Genomic DNA, 19,204 nt, shown 5'->3' with positions numbered 1-19,204 from the left:
CTTGAGAGGTGAAAAATGCCAAAACCGGGATTGATTAATTAGTTTATAATGTGTAAAATTACACTAATAGAAACAATTGAATATAATTTGATTTAAAAGAGGTGGATCCTTGAAGATCGAAACAGAAAAATATCATCAGAACATATTTCAAGTTGAACTCACGAAATTGAAAGAAAAGGATTATATATCATCGGAACATTATGAAATCACCTTGAAAGCCCACCATCAGTACTATCAGGACTTTGAAGAGCTGCAGCAAGTGCAGGTTAAGGCAGCAAAAGCTGCAGAAGAAATCAGACAAAAGCCCATTCAGCCGGCAAAAAAAACGGTGAAAAAGAAATTATCTCAGGAAGAAGTCCGTGAAAGAAATATTTCCTGGCTGCTGAATGTAGGAGTCATCCTGCTCCTTATTGGCGGACTTTTTGTGGCAACAAGCAATTGGGATACAATGTCAAATCTCATGAAAAGTGCATCTATTGCAGTTGTTTCACTTATTTTCTATGGCTTTGCCTTTATTTCGGGTAAGGTATTAAAGATAGAAAGAACGTCGTTTGCTTTTATTGTTCTTGGGAGTTTATTCTTGCCAATATTTATTTTGTCCATAGGCTGGTTTCAATTGCTTGGCCCTTATCTTTCTTTTTATGGGGAAGGACGCTTTGTGCTCGGGGCTGCTGGCAGTTTACTGGTCGTTCCAGTATACAGTATATTTGCACAGAAGCTGGGCTCACGTCTTTTTGTATGGTTTGCTTATATTGCCCTGTCTGCCGGGGCTGGTTATACCTTGGCAGCATTGAAGCTTGAAAATGACAGTTTCTTTCTTGGATTGATGATCTTCAATGCTCTGCTGTCCGCAGCTTATCACCGCCTGAAAAAACAAGCTTCCCTTAAACTGTTTTCGGGAGAATTGATTTACTTTGCTCAAATCAATTTAGTGATCTCTACATTATTGATGCTTTTATTTTTCAATAGCCATGTTTTATACAGTGTGAATATTCTGCTGACAGCAGCCGTTTACTTATCAATGGTATATGTAACAGGCAGGAAGGAGTTTCATTTCGTCTTCAGCTTACTGATTGTCTATGGTGCCTATCAGCTGATTGAAAATACCATTTTAAATTCGGCAGGACCAGTTTTATTTGCGTTTGTAGGGATTAGTTTTCTGTTTGTTCCTAAGGTTATGGATAAGCAATATTCCTGGGATAAGATTTTTAGACTGACCAGTGCAGCGGTTTCCATACTTTCTTTTCTATATATTTCATTGGAAGGTATCATGTTAATGGCCGGCGAACCATCTGCAGCACTGCTGCTGGCTTATATTATTCTAGCGGTGCAGTTTATATATTTGGCTAATGTTATGGGGAACGGGCTATTTGCTTACCTGGCACCCGTATTTTTAGCCTCTGCTCTATTTGAAATAGTACTAATATTGGATAAAGGCTTTGAGTTCAATAATCTATCTTTACCTGTTTTCTTCATTGGCTTTGTGCTTTTTATAAGTCTCGGGTATCTGCTTAAGTATCCGCTTCTAAAAATGGTGGAATCAAGCTCACGGGATGTGGCAGTTAGTATTATGTTATTTTCAGTTGTGACTGCAGTAGGTTTTCTTGATTGGCTCGCTGCAGGCTCCATGCTATTAATCTTTAGCTTTGTCATGTACCTTATGAACATGGCTGAGAATCGGATTTTTTATACAGAAGCGATTCCCTGGGCCATTCCTTTGTCAATCGGGTTTGCCTTTATGTTTTATGGTGAACATCTGCGAAGCTGGTCAAGCTTTTATCAGAATGAGTTAGGTATGGCCATGAATACCGTAATGGCAAGTATTGCCCTGCTTATACTTTATGGCGTTCTTTCGAAGAAAGGGCACAAAGTTCAAGCCGGAAACGTGTTTTTAATCTCATTGGGATTTTATACAATCTCACTATTTACAGCAGCTGCTTTGTCAATCAATGAAGTCTGGATGAGACCCGCAGTATTTATAGGGGGCATTATTATGTATCTTGCCCTTTATAGATTCCATAAACAAAGCTGGATTCCGTTTGTGTCAGCATCGATTTCACTTTTTGCTTACTTTATGATCTTGATTGGTTTACCATTTAACTTTCCTTTTTTTAATTGGGTGCAATTGCCGCTAGGCGCATGGATTTTGCTTGGCGCGGCTTTCTATATTTCTAATAAGGACCTTGTCCTGGCAAGAGGGTTCAGCTGGATTGGCCATATTTACATGCCGTTTGCCATGATCCTGACATTTTTTATCTATAGGGATAATAGTATTTGGCCATTCCTGGTCACACTGGCGGTCTATTGGGTCAGTTTCAGGGTTTCTGCTAAAGAGTGGAAGGTAAAGATATTCCTTTACAGCTCATTCTTAACTTTATTCATGGTAATCTTGACGGGCGTGGATCATATATGGGAAGAGAACTTCAGTGAGTATGCCGTTCTTTTAGTCAGCTGTGCCGTATTCTTATTCTGGCTAACCGGAAAAACTCAAGATAAAATGAGAAGTGTTTACTTTCTTGTACCCTGGTCTGTGATTGGGATCCTGTCGTTTTTAACTTCATATCCCTTTGGGTATGTGCCGTTTTTCGTTTCAATTATCTATTCTGCAGGATTGATCGTATATTTGCATAGAACTAAACTTGATCTATTGGCTGCTGTTCCATTGGTATTACTGTATGCGGCAGTACTCAAATTTCTGTTCATTAACGGAATCGCTCCAGATATGAAAATTCTGGTTGTGGCTTGTTCAGGCCTGGCTTCGGCGATCATCGGCAAAATGCTATATGCCAAAATTCTAATGAACAAAAAAGCCGATAGCTACACTATTATCTCGCTGGTATTTTTCCTTACCGCCTATCTTTTTCCGGAAGTTTCCCTATGGGCGGAAGTTCTCCCCGGACTCCTTATCAGCGCACTTTTATTTTTACAGAGGGGCAGAATGGCATCCAAATATGTATGGCTGCCTGGGTTGCTGTCGGGAGCGTTATTGATGGAGCCTTATTATAGTTTACTAAAGAATATTGAGCTGCCTGGCCTTTTTATAAGGGAGGCATACGTGCTCCCATGGATCATCCTGATTATTTTTGTCAGAAAAGTACTGAAAGGGCAATACGCAGCACAAACAAACAAAATTCAGTGGGCAGTCCTAATAACGGTTTCCCTGCTGCTTGTACAGGATGGCCTTGCAAGCAATACGGTTTATGATGCGCTCATAGTTGGCACACTCTCCCTGATTTCGATGCTGGCTGGCACCTTCTGGAGAATAAAGTCCTATTTCTTTGTTGGCTCTGGGGTTCTGCTCCTGAATGTACTGCTTCAATCAAGACCTTATTGGGGAAATCTTCCTTGGTGGGCGTATCTTTTAATTGCAGGCTCTATTCTTATTTCTGCAGCAAGCTATAATGAATGGCAGAAGCAAAAGACAGCTAAAGGTGAGGAGCCTTTAATATCTAAATGGAAAAATAGCATAATGAATAAATTAAAAGAATGGTCCTGAAAAATTTATCCTGTATGTCTGAGTGCCCCCATGCTTATAAAAGAAGACAGTACTAAAAAGCACAATTTTGTTGCCTGAGTCCTTTATTGATATGGGCTCTGGTTATTTATTTCCTCTTGGAAGCACTAATATTTACAGTGGCTTATGTATTTATTTTGCATCTTGCATTTGTTTATAAAATGAAAAATTATCCATTTTTAAGTAAAGGTCTGCAGATCTTTTCCTAAAAGTAATGTTAGGTTAAAATTCCTCATAGAAAATCCCCCAAAGTAGACAGATTATTATTCCTTTTTCTGCCTACGATAGGGTGCAATTTATTATCATCCACGAAAAATAACAACATTTTAATGGACTAAAGGGTTAAACGTGCATGGGATAGGTTTATTAAGCCATAATCCATACATAGAAACCTGCTTTTGATTATTTCCGACTAGAATTATTCCTTCTTCGTTTCGTGCGTTTTATAGAAGCATTAATTTTTTTTTGAATTAAATAATCAAGCGTATATTTATATTGGCTTTTTATAGAATCGAATTCTTCTATTTGTTTTTTATAATGACGAATAGTACCCATTGCATCATGGACCCGGTAACTTGTCAGCGTTGATGGAAAATAATGAATAGGGAATTGAAGAGCTACTCTAATCCAGTATTCGTAATCTTGTGCATACTTTAAATTTTCATTAAAATAGCCAACGCGATCAATTATTTTTCTAGACATCATAACCGTACATCCGTTAATAGGATTATAGTTCTTTAAGGCTTGAAGGAACTTTAAATCATTTTTATAGTTAACTTCGACATTATGCGGAATAACATTAGATTTAATGATGCGACTGTTTTTATCAATTTTATTAAAATTTGTAAAACTGAAAAAGGAGTTTTTTTTCTGCATAAATCGAAGCTGATATTCTACTTTATACGGATCGATTATATCATCAGAACTAAGCCAGACTAAGTACTCTCCTTTTGCTTGCTGGATTCCTTGATTTATTGCTGATGCCACACCATTATTTATTTTTTCAATATAAATAATCTTAGTTAAATAGGGTATTATCAAGTGCTGATGCTCATTAGAACCATCATTTACAACTATTAGTTCAACATTAGGGTAAGTTTGTTTTAATATACTCTCAATAGCTTGTGCAACATAAGGACAGTTATAAAAAGGGATTATGACACTTACCCAAGGATTAGAAACAGACAAAAAAATCACTCCCTATAAATTGATAGCCTTATTCATTACAATATGTTTGTTTCCTATTTTGGCGTAGGCGCTTTTCTTTCTTTTTTTGTGTGTAAAAAAAATCATGAAGATCAAGAGTTGTATAGTCGATTTTATATATATGTCTAACCTTGGATTAAATCATAGAGATTATGGAGCAAAGCATGTGATGTGTCATAGATTTTTTTGAGATAAAGATAAGCGCGAGAGAACAGACCTGGTTTGGACCGAGGTTCCCAAATAATACTGCTGCTGTATTTAAAGGTGCACCTAGATCAATTTAAAGGAATCAGTTTACTATGTAATAGTCCAAACAATTTAACTTCTTATGAATAAAATACTTGCAAGTACATTAAAAGCTGAAATTCATGTAAAAGGGTAAGAATTAATTGAGGCAGCCCGCATCCATATAAAGCATAAATCAATTTATTCACCATATACAGCTGTTTGATACCCAATACCATTCTAGTTCAACAAGGAGGGAATAATATTATGAACGTTGTAGGTATGGTAATGCCAGTATATGACCAAGACCCAAACTACTTGGTGTTATCGATCGACTCTGTTCTTCAACAAACCTATCAGAAATTCCATCTAGTGATTGTCATCGATGGGGCAAATAAGCAGACTAGAGACATTGTTTACCAATATAAGAATGAATCAAGAATTACAATCATTGATAAACCTGTGAACGAGGGGATTGCACATGCTCTAAATACGGGGTTCGATTATTTATTTAGGCTTGATGAGGTTGAATTGTTAACCTGGGGGTCGAGTGATAATATAATATATCCTGATTTTTTTTTAAAGCTCCGTAATAAACTTAAAGACTCGGGTCCGAATGTTGGACTTGTTTATAGTTGTTTTGATCATATTGATGGAAATGGAAAATTATTATATTCCAAAATGGAACAAGACCATTTTCGTAAATGGCAGGAAAGTAAAACCCTGGATGACTTGCTGGATTTTAGTTTTATTGGAACTTCTTTTATGTATAAGAAGGTTTACGCCAAGCGAATTGGCGGCTACTATTTAGACCCCGTCCAAACCTATGATTATTGGCTGCGTCTTACTGAAATCTGCGATGTTGAGTTTGTTCCAGAAGAGCTGATGGCTTATAGATATCATTCATCATTAAGCCTTTCTAAGGAGATTCAAGAGGACGAAACTAAACATCGCTGGTGGCGGGATCAGTATAATTTAGCAAGGCATATGGCTCGTGAAAGAAGGGGACTATCTTATGAAACTACTATTTTTTTTCCGGTACTTACATTCAGCGAAAGCACGATTGAAGATTTAGAAAATCTTTTGGACCAACGTTATCATAACTATTTGCTGGTAATAATTGACAAGACAAAGCAAGTAACAAATAAATTAAAAAGCCTGGGGATCAATGATCCCAGGATTACAGTAATGGAAAGAGCTGGGGAAGACAACAACCTTTTAAATAGTATTCAAGCTCCAAAGACTCCATATAATCTAGTTTACACAAATCAATATAATTTTTCTGATGTAAACTGTCTTTCAAATATAATAAGAAATTAAAGACGAGGTGAATTCCATCCAAGGAGTAGCAGAATGAATATATTATTTGTCTTCTATGTGCCAAGCGGCGGAGTTGAAACGTTAAACCGCCAGAGATGTGCTGCATTGGAAAAATACAATATTACCTGTCATTGTCTTTATTACCAGAGATTAAGGGATCAAATCAATCCTTATAACAGTAATATCTTTATAGGAAAAGATCCAAAAATGATTAAAGAAATGTTATCTAAATGGAAATACAGTGCAATTGTAATTGTTTCTGACTATCATATCCTGTCATTGTTGCGACATTTAGGGTACCAAGGAAAATTAATCTTTGAAATCCAAGGACTAGGATCTAACGAGAGAGCAAGAGAGTTTCTAACCAATGGAACACCTGCAATCACAAATCATGCAAATGCTTTGCTGAATCCTAAAACTCCAAATATCGAACAGTTATATAAAGAATTATTTCCTTCAATTCCAAAATTCAGTTTTAATAATTGTTTTGATACAAGTCAATTTTATTATACAAAATCAGCGAAATTTCCTAAACCTATAATCGCATGGACCGGACGAATCGTGGATAATAAAAACTGGAAAGAATTCCTCCATATCGGTCACCAGCTCATTCATCAAGTAAATCCTAATATACAGTTGTATATGTTTGAAGATCCAACACTTTCTGACCCTCATGAACGGAAAGAGTTTGAACAATTAATTGTTCAGTTGAAATTAGAAAAAAAGCTATTCATTCTTCAGAATGTTCCGAATGCGAAAATGGCTGAATATTTTTCTATCATTGGCGACTCGGGTGGATTTTACTGTTCTACGTCTAAGTCGGAAGGCGCTCCTTATTCCGTACTGGAAGCTATGAGTTGCAAATGTCCTGTTCTGACAACAGATTCTGGCGGAGTCAGGAGCTCAATTATGCATAACCAAACGGGAAAATATTATCAAATTGGCAGTATACAGGAAGCTGTAAAAGAAGCGTCCGAATTAATGACTAATCATGAATTAAGAGAATATATACGTGCCAATGGTTTCGAACATGTAAAAGCTAACTTTAGTCCTGAGCTATACAGCCGGAATTTTATCAATATGCTTGGCAAATTAGGGTTAAATGTATAGATTTCCCTTTTATATCACAGTGTCTTGCCATGCACTTTAAAATGTTATCTGTCTATCATTAAGTATCAAGATGTAATATATAATGACTAAGGGGATCTTCAAAAAAATAATCCACATAACAAGAATGTAAATCTAAGCAACTTTTCGTTCAGTCTTGAACTTAAGGTTGCTAAATTTTATGTTCTTTTTGATAGTAATTATCTAAATTGGTTCATTTTTAATAGTATTTTTAAACTTAACTGATTTTCTTATAGCGGAATTTTATCCCGTTATTTCAGAAGTTTCACATGCTTTCATGGGAAAAGAAGGTTTTAATCGAGATAATTATTGATAGAGTTTATGATATCTTGCTTGGAATGAATGGATGAGTATTAGTGGTTTGTGGTTATATTCAGTTACCAATCTATTAACTTCTCAACGATTCACTTTAAGTTAAGACCGGATACTAGGGTGCAAAACAGGAGCAGCTTTGTCCCTTGTAATTAAATCTTTTTACCTCATTTGATTTGTACGATCACGTATTCTATAGTATTTCATTTTCAAAGGCATTTTACTTCTGACAATAATAACATCATATCCTGAGGGAAGAAGTCTCCTATACGGTCATTAACTGTTAAATTAGCCTGCTCTTACAATTTACCTCGTGATTCATCAGAATTAATCCACCTCATTTTTAATGGATGCAAGCCATAGTTGCTTTCTTTTTTTAATCGCTTTTCATTTTGACAGCATGTCGAATACAGTTTCTCCTTATTATGCTAAAATCCTCTCTTTCTTGTTTGCCAATAATCATTCATTATTTATATATCCAGCACTGCATTGCAAATTATTTTATTTAAATGGTCATCAGCCATAGAAAAATAGATTAACTTGTCCACACATAATTTACTGGAAATCATAAAATACAGTAGCCTTTAATGAAAGGAGTGTTAAAAAATATGGTAAAATTATTAGATGCACGAACATCGCAAAATGCCAGTTATTTCAATTCCATCGCCGTACCAGTTACCGCTGCCCCTCAACTTTTTGGAACGCTTGGTCTAAATGCAACAGGTGCAGGAACAAATATAAGAGTTGAATTGTCTTTAACAGCAGCTTTTACTTCTGCAGCTACCGTTTTAACTCCTGTCGACATCACTATTTATAGAGGAACAGGTCCGAATAGAGTTCTTATTTATTCTGCACGAGAAACATTGCCGGTTTCAGTTCTGGGGATAGCAGCTACTCGATTAATAACTGTCACTGCTGCTGACTTTAATCCTCCTGCTCCTAACAATTTATTAGTTTACCAAGCATTCATAAATACAGCTGGCGGTGTGGCGGTTGCTCCAACACGTACTGGTCCTGAAAGCTTTTATGCAGCAGCCTATTCAGATTAAATATATGACTTAATAAAGCATCAAACAGGGAATTACCTATGAAAAAAGGAGCGAGCGCATATCAAATGCTCGCTCTTTTTTATGTAGACATATTAATGTTTTTAGTCAACCTTTATTTGAAAAGAAGGTGATTATATATAAAGGTTAGGCCAAGATACAAAATTTGAGGAAAATCTAGATATTTACCAACTTCTGGGTCAATGCCTTATACTAGCTTCCTTTATTTACATACAATGTCAAAAACATATAAGAGGAGTATGATGATGAAGGCATTGGTAACTGGAGGAGCAGGTTTTATCGGTTCACATCTTGTTGAAGAACTTATTGCTAATGGGTGGAAGGTGCATGTGTTAGATAATATGATCTCGGGCTATTTAGAGCATATTCCGACAGAGGTGGATCTTCATGTACAAGATATTTGCAGTAAAGAGGCAAAACAATTAATTATAAAAGAAAAACCAGATATAGTTTTTCATCTAGCAGCCCAGGCGGATGTGGGAAGATCGATCAATGAACCACAATATGATGCTGATGTAAATATTAAAGGAACCATTAACATACTCGAAGGCTGTCGTGATGCCAAAGTTAAAAAAATGATTTTTGCCTCTACTTCTGCAGTTTATGGAAACTTACAAAAAGAAATCTTATCGGAAAATGATCAAACAATACCTATTTCTTATTATGGGTTATCTAAGTTAACGGCAGAATTCTATATTCGAATATTTTCTCAATTATATGATTTTCCTTATACTATTCTTCGATATGGAAATGTATATGGGCCAAGACAGACAGCAAAAGGGGAAGGTGGAGTAGTAGCTGTTTTTCTGGAGAAAATAAAAGAAGGAATACCTTTAAATATTCATGGTGATGGAGAACAAACACGCGACTTTATTTTTGTTAAAGATATTGTTCAAGCAAATATAGCTGCTATAGATTGTGGTCATCACGAGATTATTCAGGTTAGCACTTCAAAAAGGACATCGGTAAATCAAATTATTGACATGTTGACGCAAATCCATGGTACCAAAATTATTACTCAATATACGGATCCACGAAGCGGTGATATAAAACATAGCTGTCTTAATAACAAAAAAGCAAGACATATACTGCAATGGCAGCCAAAAATCGGTATATTTCATGGATTACTGGAAACATATAAATTTGCTTTTCAGAATAAAAAAGTTTAAATAAATGAATTTAGGTGGCTTTACAGCCTGTAAGGTTCAGAGCATAAAGACCCCTTTTCAAAATTCTAGACAGGGCAGTCTGATAAAATGATAAACCAATTCATTAGTATTTTTGAAAGTAAAGAAAGATTGTTATTCCAGTTATAAAGTAAGCTCTGCAGTCGAGCAGGAACGGTAAAGGTGTATTCTTGCTTTATATCGTTTTCAAAAGCTAAATGACATTTAATTTTATTTATGCCAATTAGCTTTTGAATACCAGGCATATCGAACTTGTTAATAATGCATAACAAAACCATAATATGAACTTACTTAATGATATTCTTATTGAATAGATAAGTTAAATGATGACGAATATTACAATGCATCAAACTCAAGATTCCTAGGTTAATAGCTTTCGTTTTTAAATCAGCTAGTCTTTTTCAATAAGATAGCCCTGTTCTTGATGTTAAATTTACTATCTGAGCTGTTCAACAATATTTTTGGTTTTAGGCTGGATTAACTACCACCAATATTTGATTGGGTCCCGTCCGTTTCATAACCCTATATCCGTAATTTGCAAGTGTAGCAATCCCTTCATCATTTTGTTTGCAATATCCATTTGGCTGACATGTTCCATCATCCCGAACTAGGAGCTGCCCCATTATGCCAACCGCAACCCATTCTGGTCTTTGGGAACGTGGAATATATTCTTTTGAAGGGTCCCATTTAGGATTTATTACCTGTCTGCGTTCTTTCCGCTGGGGGGCGATTACATTGCCGTCAATGTCAAAAATGGGAGGAAGTACGATGTCTTCGTACATTATTTCTCCCCATTCAGTAGTTAAATACTTGTGTTTCCATCGCAAATCGCCACTATTGGATAAAAAAGCAGGCTTTGCGCTTGTGATTCCAAGAATATAGTCATCTTGATCATTTGCAATGCGCACTTTCTCCCCTTCTAATGTGACGAAGTAGCCGAAATCAATAGGATTCCCATCTGTCGTTTCGAATAATTCTGCATAATCTGCGGCAGGGCTGGAGACAGATCCGTCAATTTTAACGTTGCCGTCGCTAAGTATTTTTGCAGCAAAACCCGGCATTGAGGGATTTGTCCCATTAGCAAGATACCATGAATATGATAGTTCGTCCGCAGCACCGAATTTTCCCATGACGTGAACGCCTTCCAAGAAATTCGCATTCGTCGCTTGTCCCTGTGTATGTGAGAAGGTTCCGGAAGCAACAGTGTTTACTCCCTCAGCATGAGAAGTAAAACCGCTTGCAATGTTAAGAGCTCCTTCAGCATGAGAGTTTTGACCAATAGCTTGCGTCTGGTTTCCTTCTGCATGGGAGAGATCCCCGGAAGCTATTGAGCGCTGCCCCTCCGCATGAGCAAAAATACCGCTAGCCACTGTCAAGTTTCCTTCAGCGTGAGACGCTCTGCCGTTAGCTCTTGTCTGATCACCTTCTGCATGCGAGGATTCTCCCTGGGCAATCGTCCCTTGTCCTTCAGCATGAGATACAAGCCCGCTGGCGACTGTATTTTCTCCCTCTGCATGGGAAGCAATACCAGAAGCAGTCGTCAGATTTCCCTCAGAATGGGAGCTTGCTCCACTTGCGCTTGTATTGCTCCCCTCCGCATGTGCATTTAAGTTTAGGGCTCTAGTGTTGGAGCCTTCTGCATGGGCATGTGCACCTGAGGCAGTTGTTGCGAAACCTTCCGCATGTGAAGCTGCTCCACTGGCTGTGGTAGAAGTGCCTTCTGCATGTGCAGTATCATTATTTGCCATAGTTTGGAATCCTTCAGCATGTGAAGCGGCTCCATTAGCCGTTGTACCAATTCCTTCTGCTTGGGAACAGACCCCTATCGGATTTTGATTACACCCATTGGACACATTATTTCACTCCTTTATATATTAAATAAAAATAACTTCTGAAAAAAATCAGATGTTTCAAGATTGAAAGATATTAGTTCTTTCTTTATTTCCTTTCTTAATAATTACAATATGTATTGTTCAAATATTGGTATAGACAAACAGTAAACCAGATAAAAAATACACTTTTGACTTATTGATTTGGGAAGGTATTGCAACTATGGGTAAGTTACTGTAGATTAATACAGTTCAATGATATGGAAAAAGAGGGGAGTGATTATGGACAACTTGTTTAACAGCACTTAAAGAAGCTTAGTAAACAATAAAAATCATATTAAGGAATTCTATTTAGTGAGTGTAAGAGGTTAAGAATACGCTAACCACACCTGAAAAAATTTCTCCTTTTAGGCTCTGCTATTTCGGAGCATTGGTATGTATTGAATATTCATAGTTTAGACAGCTGTGAACCATTTTTCATATTTTACATATGTTAAAGTGTACCACTTCACAAGGAAGGGAAAGGGCAATAACAACTGATTTTTCGAAATGATAAATACGGTCCGATACCATAATAAAAACTTAGAAGAAGGAATTTAAGTCATATATAAATGGAGAAATGGAGGTTTTTCATGAAGATTTTATTTGTTTACTATTTGCCAAGTGGAGGTGTTGAGACACATAACCGCCAGCGGCAAGCGGCTCTTAAAAATTTTCAATGTGAATTTCTTTATTTTCGGAAACAAAGAACACTGGTAAACGACCACCGTGCTCCAGTTTATATTACAAACGAAGATGCAAGGATCAAGCATATTATATCTGAAGGAAACTATGATGCCGCTGTCATAATATCAGACTTCGGAACATTGCCGCGATTGCGAAATATGGGATTTAAAGGAAAGTTGATCTATGAAATTCAGGGGCTTGGGTCAAAAGATCAAGCAAGCCGTTTTTTAACAAAAGCTAAACCAATCATTTCTAAATATGCAGATGGGCTTTTAAACCCTAGAACCCCACATATTACTAAATTATTTAACGAACTTTACCCTGCTATTCCCAAATTTAACTTTAACAACTGTTTAGACTGGACCCAGTATGCATATAAAAATCTTCCCAAACACCCTAGGCCAATAGCAGCTTGGATTGGACGCATTGAAGATAACAAAAATTGGAAAGAATTTTTGTTAATCGGTCAAAGACTAGTTCAAGATAACCCGAATATAGAACTCTATATGTTTGAAGACCCAACATTATCCCATCCAGAAGAACGCATCCTTTTTCAATCAATGGTAAAACAGCTGAACTTAGACAATCACTTAACCATTCATGCAAATATACCAAATACGGAAATGAGCCATTATTTCTCTAAAATAGGGGATTCAGGTGGATTTTTATGTATCACTTCTAAAGTAGAAGGAGCTCCATATGCACCCTTGGAGGCTATGAGCAGTCTTTGTCCTGTCCTTACTACAGACTGCGATGGTATACAAACGATGGTGGTTCAAGATGAAACCGGAAAGTACTATAATATTGGTCATGTTGATGACGCTTTCAAGCAGGCGAAACAGCTGATGACAGATTTAACACTAAGGGAGAAGATTAGACAGCAAGCCTTAACCCATGTACAAAATAATTTCAGTCTAGAAAGATATCGAACGAACTTTACAACTATGCTTAATTGTCTAGGAATCTCAACAAAATAAAACCCTTAACTAAGATCTAAGGAGTCCTTCTCGAGGATTTTTTTTTGCATAATTTCAGTGGTGATTGCTGTATACCCTTTACTGTAATAGAGGAATGGATAATTTTACCTCCTGGTATAGATTAAATGGAAATAGCATGAGAAATTAATTTTACAGTTCTTATATGGAATTAATGATTTGACCTATACATTAGTTTCACTCTATTAATATATTATATTATAACGATTAATTGTGTTTTTCAGATGCTCTGAGAAACCTTTGTTATATAAAAGTGAATTTTCCACTTTAGTGATTAAATTGATAAGTAATGGATAGAAGGTGACAAGAATGGAAACATATTATGTGGTTGGAGCTCAACAAAAGAACGGTATCTATGAAAATTGGGAGCAATATCAAAAAGGTTTGATTCTAAAGGTTTCACCAGTAAAAAACCTTATTGAGAAATGCCTTGAATATACATCACCTCCAGAAGTGCTTCCAGATAAAGAACCTTCCATTTCGTTTACCGCAGGGACTATAAAAAATAACCATCTATATGTAGGCACACAGACAGAAATATTGATATATACCCTTCCGGACTTTCGAAAAGTGGGATACCTATCACATCCGTGCTTTAATGATATTCACCATGTGAAACCTACAGCAAAAGGAAGTTTACTTGTTGCAAATACCGGTTTGGATATGGTATCAGAGGTATTAATAACAGGTGAAATTCTAAATGAATGGAATGTAATAGGGGAAGATACATGGAAAAGATTTTCCCATTCGATCGATTACCGTAAAGTACCCACCACTAAACCACATCAATCACATCCTAACTTTATATTTCAACTCGGGGAGGATGTATGGGTGACTCGTTGTCTTCAACAAGATGCAATCTGTTTAACGAAGCCTAATCAACAAATTAAAATTGGCAGTGCCTATGTGCATGATGGTATTGTGGTCGGGGATTTGATCTACTTTACGCAAGTAAACGGGAAGATTGTTATCGTTGATATTCATACCCTTCATGTAAAACAAGTAGTTGATTTAAATAAAATAACCAATACTAGCAAACAGTTAGGTTGGTGCAGAGGAATTAAAGTGGTAGATGATCATAGGGTAATAGTTGGTTTTACAAGAATAAGACCTTCGAAAAAGGAGCAAAAAGACGGAACATTCGTTTGGGAAGGGCAATATGGTATGCTGCCAACAAGAATTGCCTGTTATGACTTAAAAAAGGGAAAGCATCTTTGGGATCAGCAGCTTGAGGATTATGGAATGAACGCTATCTATTCTATTCATAACGTATAAAGGAGACACCCTCATTTCTATAGGGAAGTTAAGATAACATTCATTTATAAATATTAATAGAATGGTCCTAGCCCTCGGGCTAGGTCTTTTTATTATTTTTCAAATAAATGAGTAAATTTTCAGAAAATAAGTTGACTTTTTCCTGTTCACACGGTATCTTTGTGTTAAATATATAACACATATTTCATGTTACGATATTTTTACGTTATACAAAATTATTATCTTAATATGATGATAATCTGGGAGGTCATGTCTTGATTCTGCATGATATCGAAACGGAAAGCCGCGATTTTATAGAACAATTGCAGTTGGACCGGCTCAAGCAGACAGTGGAAAGAGTATTTAATCATGTGCCTTTTTATCGGAAAAAGTTTTTGGAAAGTAATAATACACCTGAAGACGTTATCAGCCTGAATGATATTCAAAAGCTCCCCTTTACTGTTAAAGCAGATTTGCGGAAACATTACCCATTCGGGCTTTTTGCTGTGGATAGAAAAGAAATTGTCCGTCTGCACGCTTCATCGGGAACGAGCGGAAAGCCGACTGTAGTGGGCTACACACGAAACGACATCAAAATGTGGAGCAATCTGATAGCCAGGGCAATCTCAATCGGAGGAGGCGAACCTGGTCAGACACTGCATAATGCTTACGGATACGGTCTCTTTACAGGTGGATTGGGACTGCATTATGGCAGCGAACAGCTTGGCATGGCTACCGTACCTGTTTCTGGAGGAAATACTGACAGACAAATTATGCTGATTCAAGACTTTAAGCCAGAAGTTATTTGCGGAACTCCTTCCTACATCCTCAATTTAGCAGAGAAGATGGAAGAGAGGGGAATAGACCCGGCCAATACACCATTAAAGTATGGGATTCTTGGGGCAGAGCCCTGGTCTGAAGAAATGAGGAAAACTCTAGAAGCTAAGCTTGGGATTAAAGCATGCGATATTTATGGACTGAGTGAAGTTCTTGGACCAGGTGTAGCCATGGAATGCCATGAATCGCAGGATGGCCTGCACATTGCAGAGGATCATTTTTATGCAGAGGTGATCGATCCGGAAAAAATGACACCGCTTCCAAACGGACAGGAAGGCGAGCTTGTTTTTACAAGTTTAACGAAGGAAGCTTTTCCGGTAATTCGCTACCGAACGGGTGATATCGCCTCCCTTTCTAAAGAGAAGTGTGTTTGCGGGAGAACTACGCTTCGCATGAGCCGTGTGAAAGGCCGCATAGACGATATGCTTAATGTGAATGGTGTAAACGTCTTTCCTTCCGAAATTGAACGGTGCATTCTTCAGATGCCTGAGCTTTCTCCCCACTACCATATCCAAGTGTATAACAAGGGAAGTTTAAAAGTTTTGGAGCTTCATGCTGAATGGAGCGAAGAGTTTTATAGAGATATGGGAGAAGCAGAACATGTGAAAAAGAAGATCAAGGAAGCGGTGAAGCAAAATTGCTTTATTACCATTGGACTTGTTCTCCATCCGCCGAAAACGCTGCCGAGATCGGAAGGGAAAGCTATCAGAATTGTAAATCCGGCAGAGAAAAATGCAGTAACCTGAAGGAATAATTTTTAACTCACTGGGGGTGAATCACATGTCAGAAGCTCTTTTCTTTCAAGAGATGACAGAAGAACAAAAATACGAGCAGTTCATGAAACGAATAAATGCAGGAGAAAAAATTGAAGCGGATGATTGGATGCCCGAAGATTACCGAATGACATTAATCAAATTGATTTCGATGCATGGCATCAGTGAAATTATGGGAGCACTTCCTGAAAAGGAGTGGGTGCCAAAAGCTCCTTCCTTAAAACGCAAGCTTGGAATCATGGCAAAGGTGCAGGATGAGATGGGACATGGACAGCTGCTGCTCCGTGTAGCAGAAGATTTAATGAAGCCTCTCGGCAAAACTAGAGAAGATATTATGCAGGATTTATTCAGCGGAAAACTGAAATTCCACAATGTTTTTCATATGGAGGCTCCAACCTGGGGGGATGCCGGGCTCATCGGCTGGCTGGTTGACGGTGCTGCTATCATTACCCAAACCAATATGCTTAATGCTTCATATGGGCCCTATGCAAGAGCGCTTAAACGGATTTGCGCGGAAGAGGTTTTTCATGCCCAGCATGGTGAAGCAATCATTATGGCGCTGGCAGAAGGAACCGAGGAGCAGAAAGTGATGGTTCAGGAAGCGGTTAACCGCTGGTGGGAAGCGCTGTTAATGTTCTTTGGTCCCGGTGATGCCTCTACTACCGGCACTTCCAAACAGGATACAACGATAAAATATAGAATCCGGACAAAGACGAACGAAGACTTAAGACAGGACTTTTTTACAAAGTATATTCCCCGCGTTCTCTCACTTGGACTCAAACTGCCGGATGAGACAATGCATTTTGACCAGGATCAGGAGCTTTGGGTCTATAGGCAGCCTGACTGGAATAAGTTCAAGGACATTATTAAAAATAATGGGCCAAAATCTCAGGAGCGACTCGGACTCCGCCGCAAAGCTTATGAGACTAACAAATGGGTGCACGAAGCTCTCAATACTGCAAACTAAACCGTTCAGATGGGAGGGGTCTCCTTTGGGAAACGAAGGATTTTATCAGGAATTCGAAGTCTTTAGTCAAAGAACCGATACCTCGCCTCTGCAATATCAATTTTCCCTGCTGGCACCAAATCGCGAGCTCGCACTCGTCATGGCACAGGAAAATTTTATGAGGAGAGAACCGGTTGCTGATATCTGGATCGTCAAACGATCTGATATCCGGAAGCTGGCACCAGAAGAAAAGCAATCACTTCAGCGTCTGGACAACAAAGATTACCGCACGACAAAAGGATACGGATATTTGAAGAAAAAGTGGCGCCACTACGAGCAGGAAATGCTTGATGAAAAGGAAATTCTATCATGGGGAGGGATGAAGAAAGGTGACTGAGCCAGTTAATAAAATGCCAATCGATGCTAAGGTTATGCCGGCACTGACATCATTATTATATCAGCTGGCTGACGATGACTTCATTCTTGCTTACCGGGGTTCTGAGTGGCTTGGACTGGCGCCTCATATAGAGGAGGATGTCGCCTTTTCATCCATCAGCCAGGATACCATGGGCCATGCTGCCATGTTTTATCAGCTGCTTGAGGATCTTGGAGAAGGCAAAGTAGACAGTCTTGCCCATGCAAGAAAAGCGGCCGAAAGGAGAAATGCGGTCCTTTTGGAAGCGGTAAATGGTCCAGGTCATTACTTGTCTGCAGCACAATATGACTGGGCATTCGCGGTAGCAAGAAATTATTTTTATATCCAATCAAAGAAAATCAGATTGGACTCTCTAAAAAATTCTTCTTATCAGCCTTTAGCCGAGTTGGCATTAAAGGTTAATATGGAGCTTTATTATCATCTCCTTCACTGGAAAACATGGTTTATCCAGCTGATGCAGGCTGGCGGGGAAGCCAGAACGAGGATGGAAGCAGCCGTTGGGAAGGTTTTAGCTGATTTTGAAGGAGTCATAACATTGGGACCGCTGGCAAAAGATATGGCGGACCATGGTCTCATTGAACCGGAAGAAGTGTTAAAACAGCGATGGCTGCTTATCATGAAGCCTGTTTTTGAATCTATCAATCTGGCAGTCTCAGAGGCAGACCTTGCAATGAAAAATGGAAATGGCCGTATAGGAGAGCATACAGCCGACCTTGATGCTGCATTAGCTACTTTGAGCGAGGTGTATAACATAAATCCAGCTGCAAGCTGGTAAGTTTTTTAAAGGGTGATGTAAATGGAGCAGAATCAAAAGTTGATAAAAAACGCGTTGGAAGCGCTTCATAATGTTAAGGACCCTGAAATAGATACCATTTCCATCGTTGATTTAGGAATGCTGGAGCAGATTGAGGTGGAAGGCAATTCAGCAGTGGTTAAACTCCTGCCTACCTTTATGGGATGCCCGGCACTGGATATCATTCGAAAAAACGTGGAAACCGAAATACTCAAGGCAGGGAAATTTGAAAAAATAGAAGTCCGGTTTATCTATCATCCGCCCTGGACTTCTGACCGGGTAACAGAAACAGGAAGGTTAAAGCTAAAGGAATTCGGGATTGCGCCGCCTCCACAATTAATAAGTGAAACAGGTGAATGGCATGTGGATTGCCCATTTTGCGGGTCCACATATACGACAATGGATAACCTGTTTGGCCCTACGGCCTGCCGCAGCATTTTATACTGCAAATCCTGCAGGAACCCCTTTGAAGCTATGAAGCCTGTATCAACGATGATGTAGCTATAAGGACTTTCGAATCTGTTATAAAAGCCGGTCAATGTGTCTAATGCTATTTTTAAGATGCTGGAAAACTGTTAATCCTTCCATGAAAAATTCCTGGAGATAACACAAATAACATATGAATCCGGCTCCGGGAATACTATTAAATGAATCAA

The 19,204-nt window shown here is 38.1% G+C and carries 14 protein-coding genes; 12 read left to right on the top strand and 2 right to left on the bottom strand.

Annotated elements, in window-relative coordinates; genetic code table 11:
* Positions 1-109: 109 nt before the first annotated feature.
* Positions 110-3,496, top strand: a complete 3,387-nt coding sequence (locus tag DFO72_RS07080) for a hypothetical protein (RefSeq protein WP_113883871.1) — start codon at positions 110-112, stop codon at positions 3,494-3,496.
* A 420-nt stretch (positions 3,497-3,916) separates the two neighbouring features.
* Here DFO72_RS07080 and DFO72_RS07075 read toward each other — a convergent pair whose 3' ends face one another.
* Complete coding sequence (locus DFO72_RS07075; protein ID WP_113883870.1) at positions 3,917-4,702, bottom strand: glycosyltransferase; 786 nt, start codon at positions 4,700-4,702, stop codon at positions 3,917-3,919.
* Positions 4,703-5,212: 510 nt separating this feature from the next.
* Here DFO72_RS07075 and DFO72_RS07070 point away from each other — a divergent pair.
* The 4 genes from DFO72_RS07070 to DFO72_RS07055 all read left to right on the top strand — a co-directional run bounded on the left by DFO72_RS07070 (position 5,213) and on the right by DFO72_RS07055 (position 9,941).
* On the top strand, positions 5,213-6,265 hold the full coding sequence (locus DFO72_RS07070; RefSeq protein WP_113883869.1) for a glycosyltransferase: 1,053 nt from the start codon (positions 5,213-5,215) through the stop codon (positions 6,263-6,265).
* 33 nt (positions 6,266-6,298) lie between these two features.
* On the top strand, positions 6,299-7,375 hold the full coding sequence (locus DFO72_RS07065) for a glycosyltransferase family 4 protein (RefSeq protein ID WP_113883868.1): 1,077 nt from the start codon (positions 6,299-6,301) through the stop codon (positions 7,373-7,375).
* A gap of 938 nt (positions 7,376-8,313) precedes the next feature.
* Entirely contained in the window at positions 8,314-8,754 is a 441-nt protein-coding gene (locus DFO72_RS07060; RefSeq protein ID WP_113883867.1) for a hypothetical protein, read from the top strand.
* Positions 8,755-9,017: 263 nt separating this feature from the next.
* Positions 9,018-9,941 (top strand): NAD-dependent epimerase/dehydratase family protein, encoded by a 924-nt coding sequence (locus DFO72_RS07055; RefSeq protein WP_113883866.1) that lies wholly within the window; start codon positions 9,018-9,020, stop codon positions 9,939-9,941.
* A 485-nt stretch (positions 9,942-10,426) separates the two neighbouring features.
* Here DFO72_RS07055 and DFO72_RS07050 read toward each other — a convergent pair whose 3' ends face one another.
* The gene (locus DFO72_RS07050) at positions 10,427-11,812 is read right to left on the bottom strand and encodes a peptidase G2 autoproteolytic cleavage domain-containing protein (RefSeq protein WP_243856081.1); all 1,386 of its coding nucleotides are present in this window, start codon (positions 11,810-11,812) and stop codon (positions 10,427-10,429) included.
* A 608-nt stretch (positions 11,813-12,420) separates the two neighbouring features.
* Here DFO72_RS07050 and DFO72_RS07045 point away from each other — a divergent pair.
* The 7 genes from DFO72_RS07045 (at position 12,421) to paaD (ending at position 19,049) form a co-directional block, all read left to right on the top strand.
* The gene (locus DFO72_RS07045) at positions 12,421-13,491 is read left to right on the top strand and encodes a glycosyltransferase family 4 protein (RefSeq protein WP_113883865.1); all 1,071 of its coding nucleotides are present in this window, start codon (positions 12,421-12,423) and stop codon (positions 13,489-13,491) included.
* A gap of 327 nt (positions 13,492-13,818) precedes the next feature.
* A complete protein-coding gene (locus DFO72_RS07040) occupies positions 13,819-14,784 on the top strand; it encodes a hypothetical protein (protein ID WP_113880754.1) in 966 nt (321 codons plus the stop codon).
* A 254-nt stretch (positions 14,785-15,038) separates the two neighbouring features.
* Positions 15,039-16,346 carry a phenylacetate--CoA ligase family protein gene (locus DFO72_RS07035; RefSeq protein WP_113880755.1) on the top strand — a complete coding sequence of 436 codons (1,308 nt, stop codon included), beginning with the start codon at positions 15,039-15,041 and terminating at the stop codon, positions 16,344-16,346.
* Between the two features lie 34 nt (positions 16,347-16,380).
* A complete protein-coding gene (gene paaA / locus DFO72_RS07030) occupies positions 16,381-17,340 on the top strand; it encodes a 1,2-phenylacetyl-CoA epoxidase subunit PaaA (RefSeq protein ID WP_113880756.1) in 960 nt (319 codons plus the stop codon).
* A gap of 25 nt (positions 17,341-17,365) precedes the next feature.
* The gene (gene paaB / locus DFO72_RS07025; RefSeq protein ID WP_113880757.1) at positions 17,366-17,716 is read left to right on the top strand and encodes a 1,2-phenylacetyl-CoA epoxidase subunit PaaB; all 351 of its coding nucleotides are present in this window, start codon (positions 17,366-17,368) and stop codon (positions 17,714-17,716) included.
* Positions 17,717-17,729: 13 nt separating this feature from the next.
* Complete coding sequence (gene paaC / locus DFO72_RS07020; RefSeq protein ID WP_243856097.1) at positions 17,730-18,530, top strand: 1,2-phenylacetyl-CoA epoxidase subunit PaaC; 801 nt, start codon at positions 17,730-17,732, stop codon at positions 18,528-18,530.
* A 21-nt stretch (positions 18,531-18,551) separates the two neighbouring features.
* Positions 18,552-19,049 carry a 1,2-phenylacetyl-CoA epoxidase subunit PaaD gene (gene paaD / locus DFO72_RS07015; protein ID WP_113880759.1) on the top strand — a complete coding sequence of 166 codons (498 nt, stop codon included), beginning with the start codon at positions 18,552-18,554 and terminating at the stop codon, positions 19,047-19,049.
* Positions 19,050-19,204 lie beyond the last annotated feature (155 nt).

This window comes from Cytobacillus oceanisediminis (genome assembly GCF_004366035.1).
GTDB lineage: Bacteria > Bacillota > Bacilli > Bacillales > Cytobacillaceae > Cytobacillus > Cytobacillus oceanisediminis_C.
The sequence above is the reverse complement of the archived record's forward strand: the minus strand, read 5'-3'. Positions and strand labels throughout refer to the sequence as shown.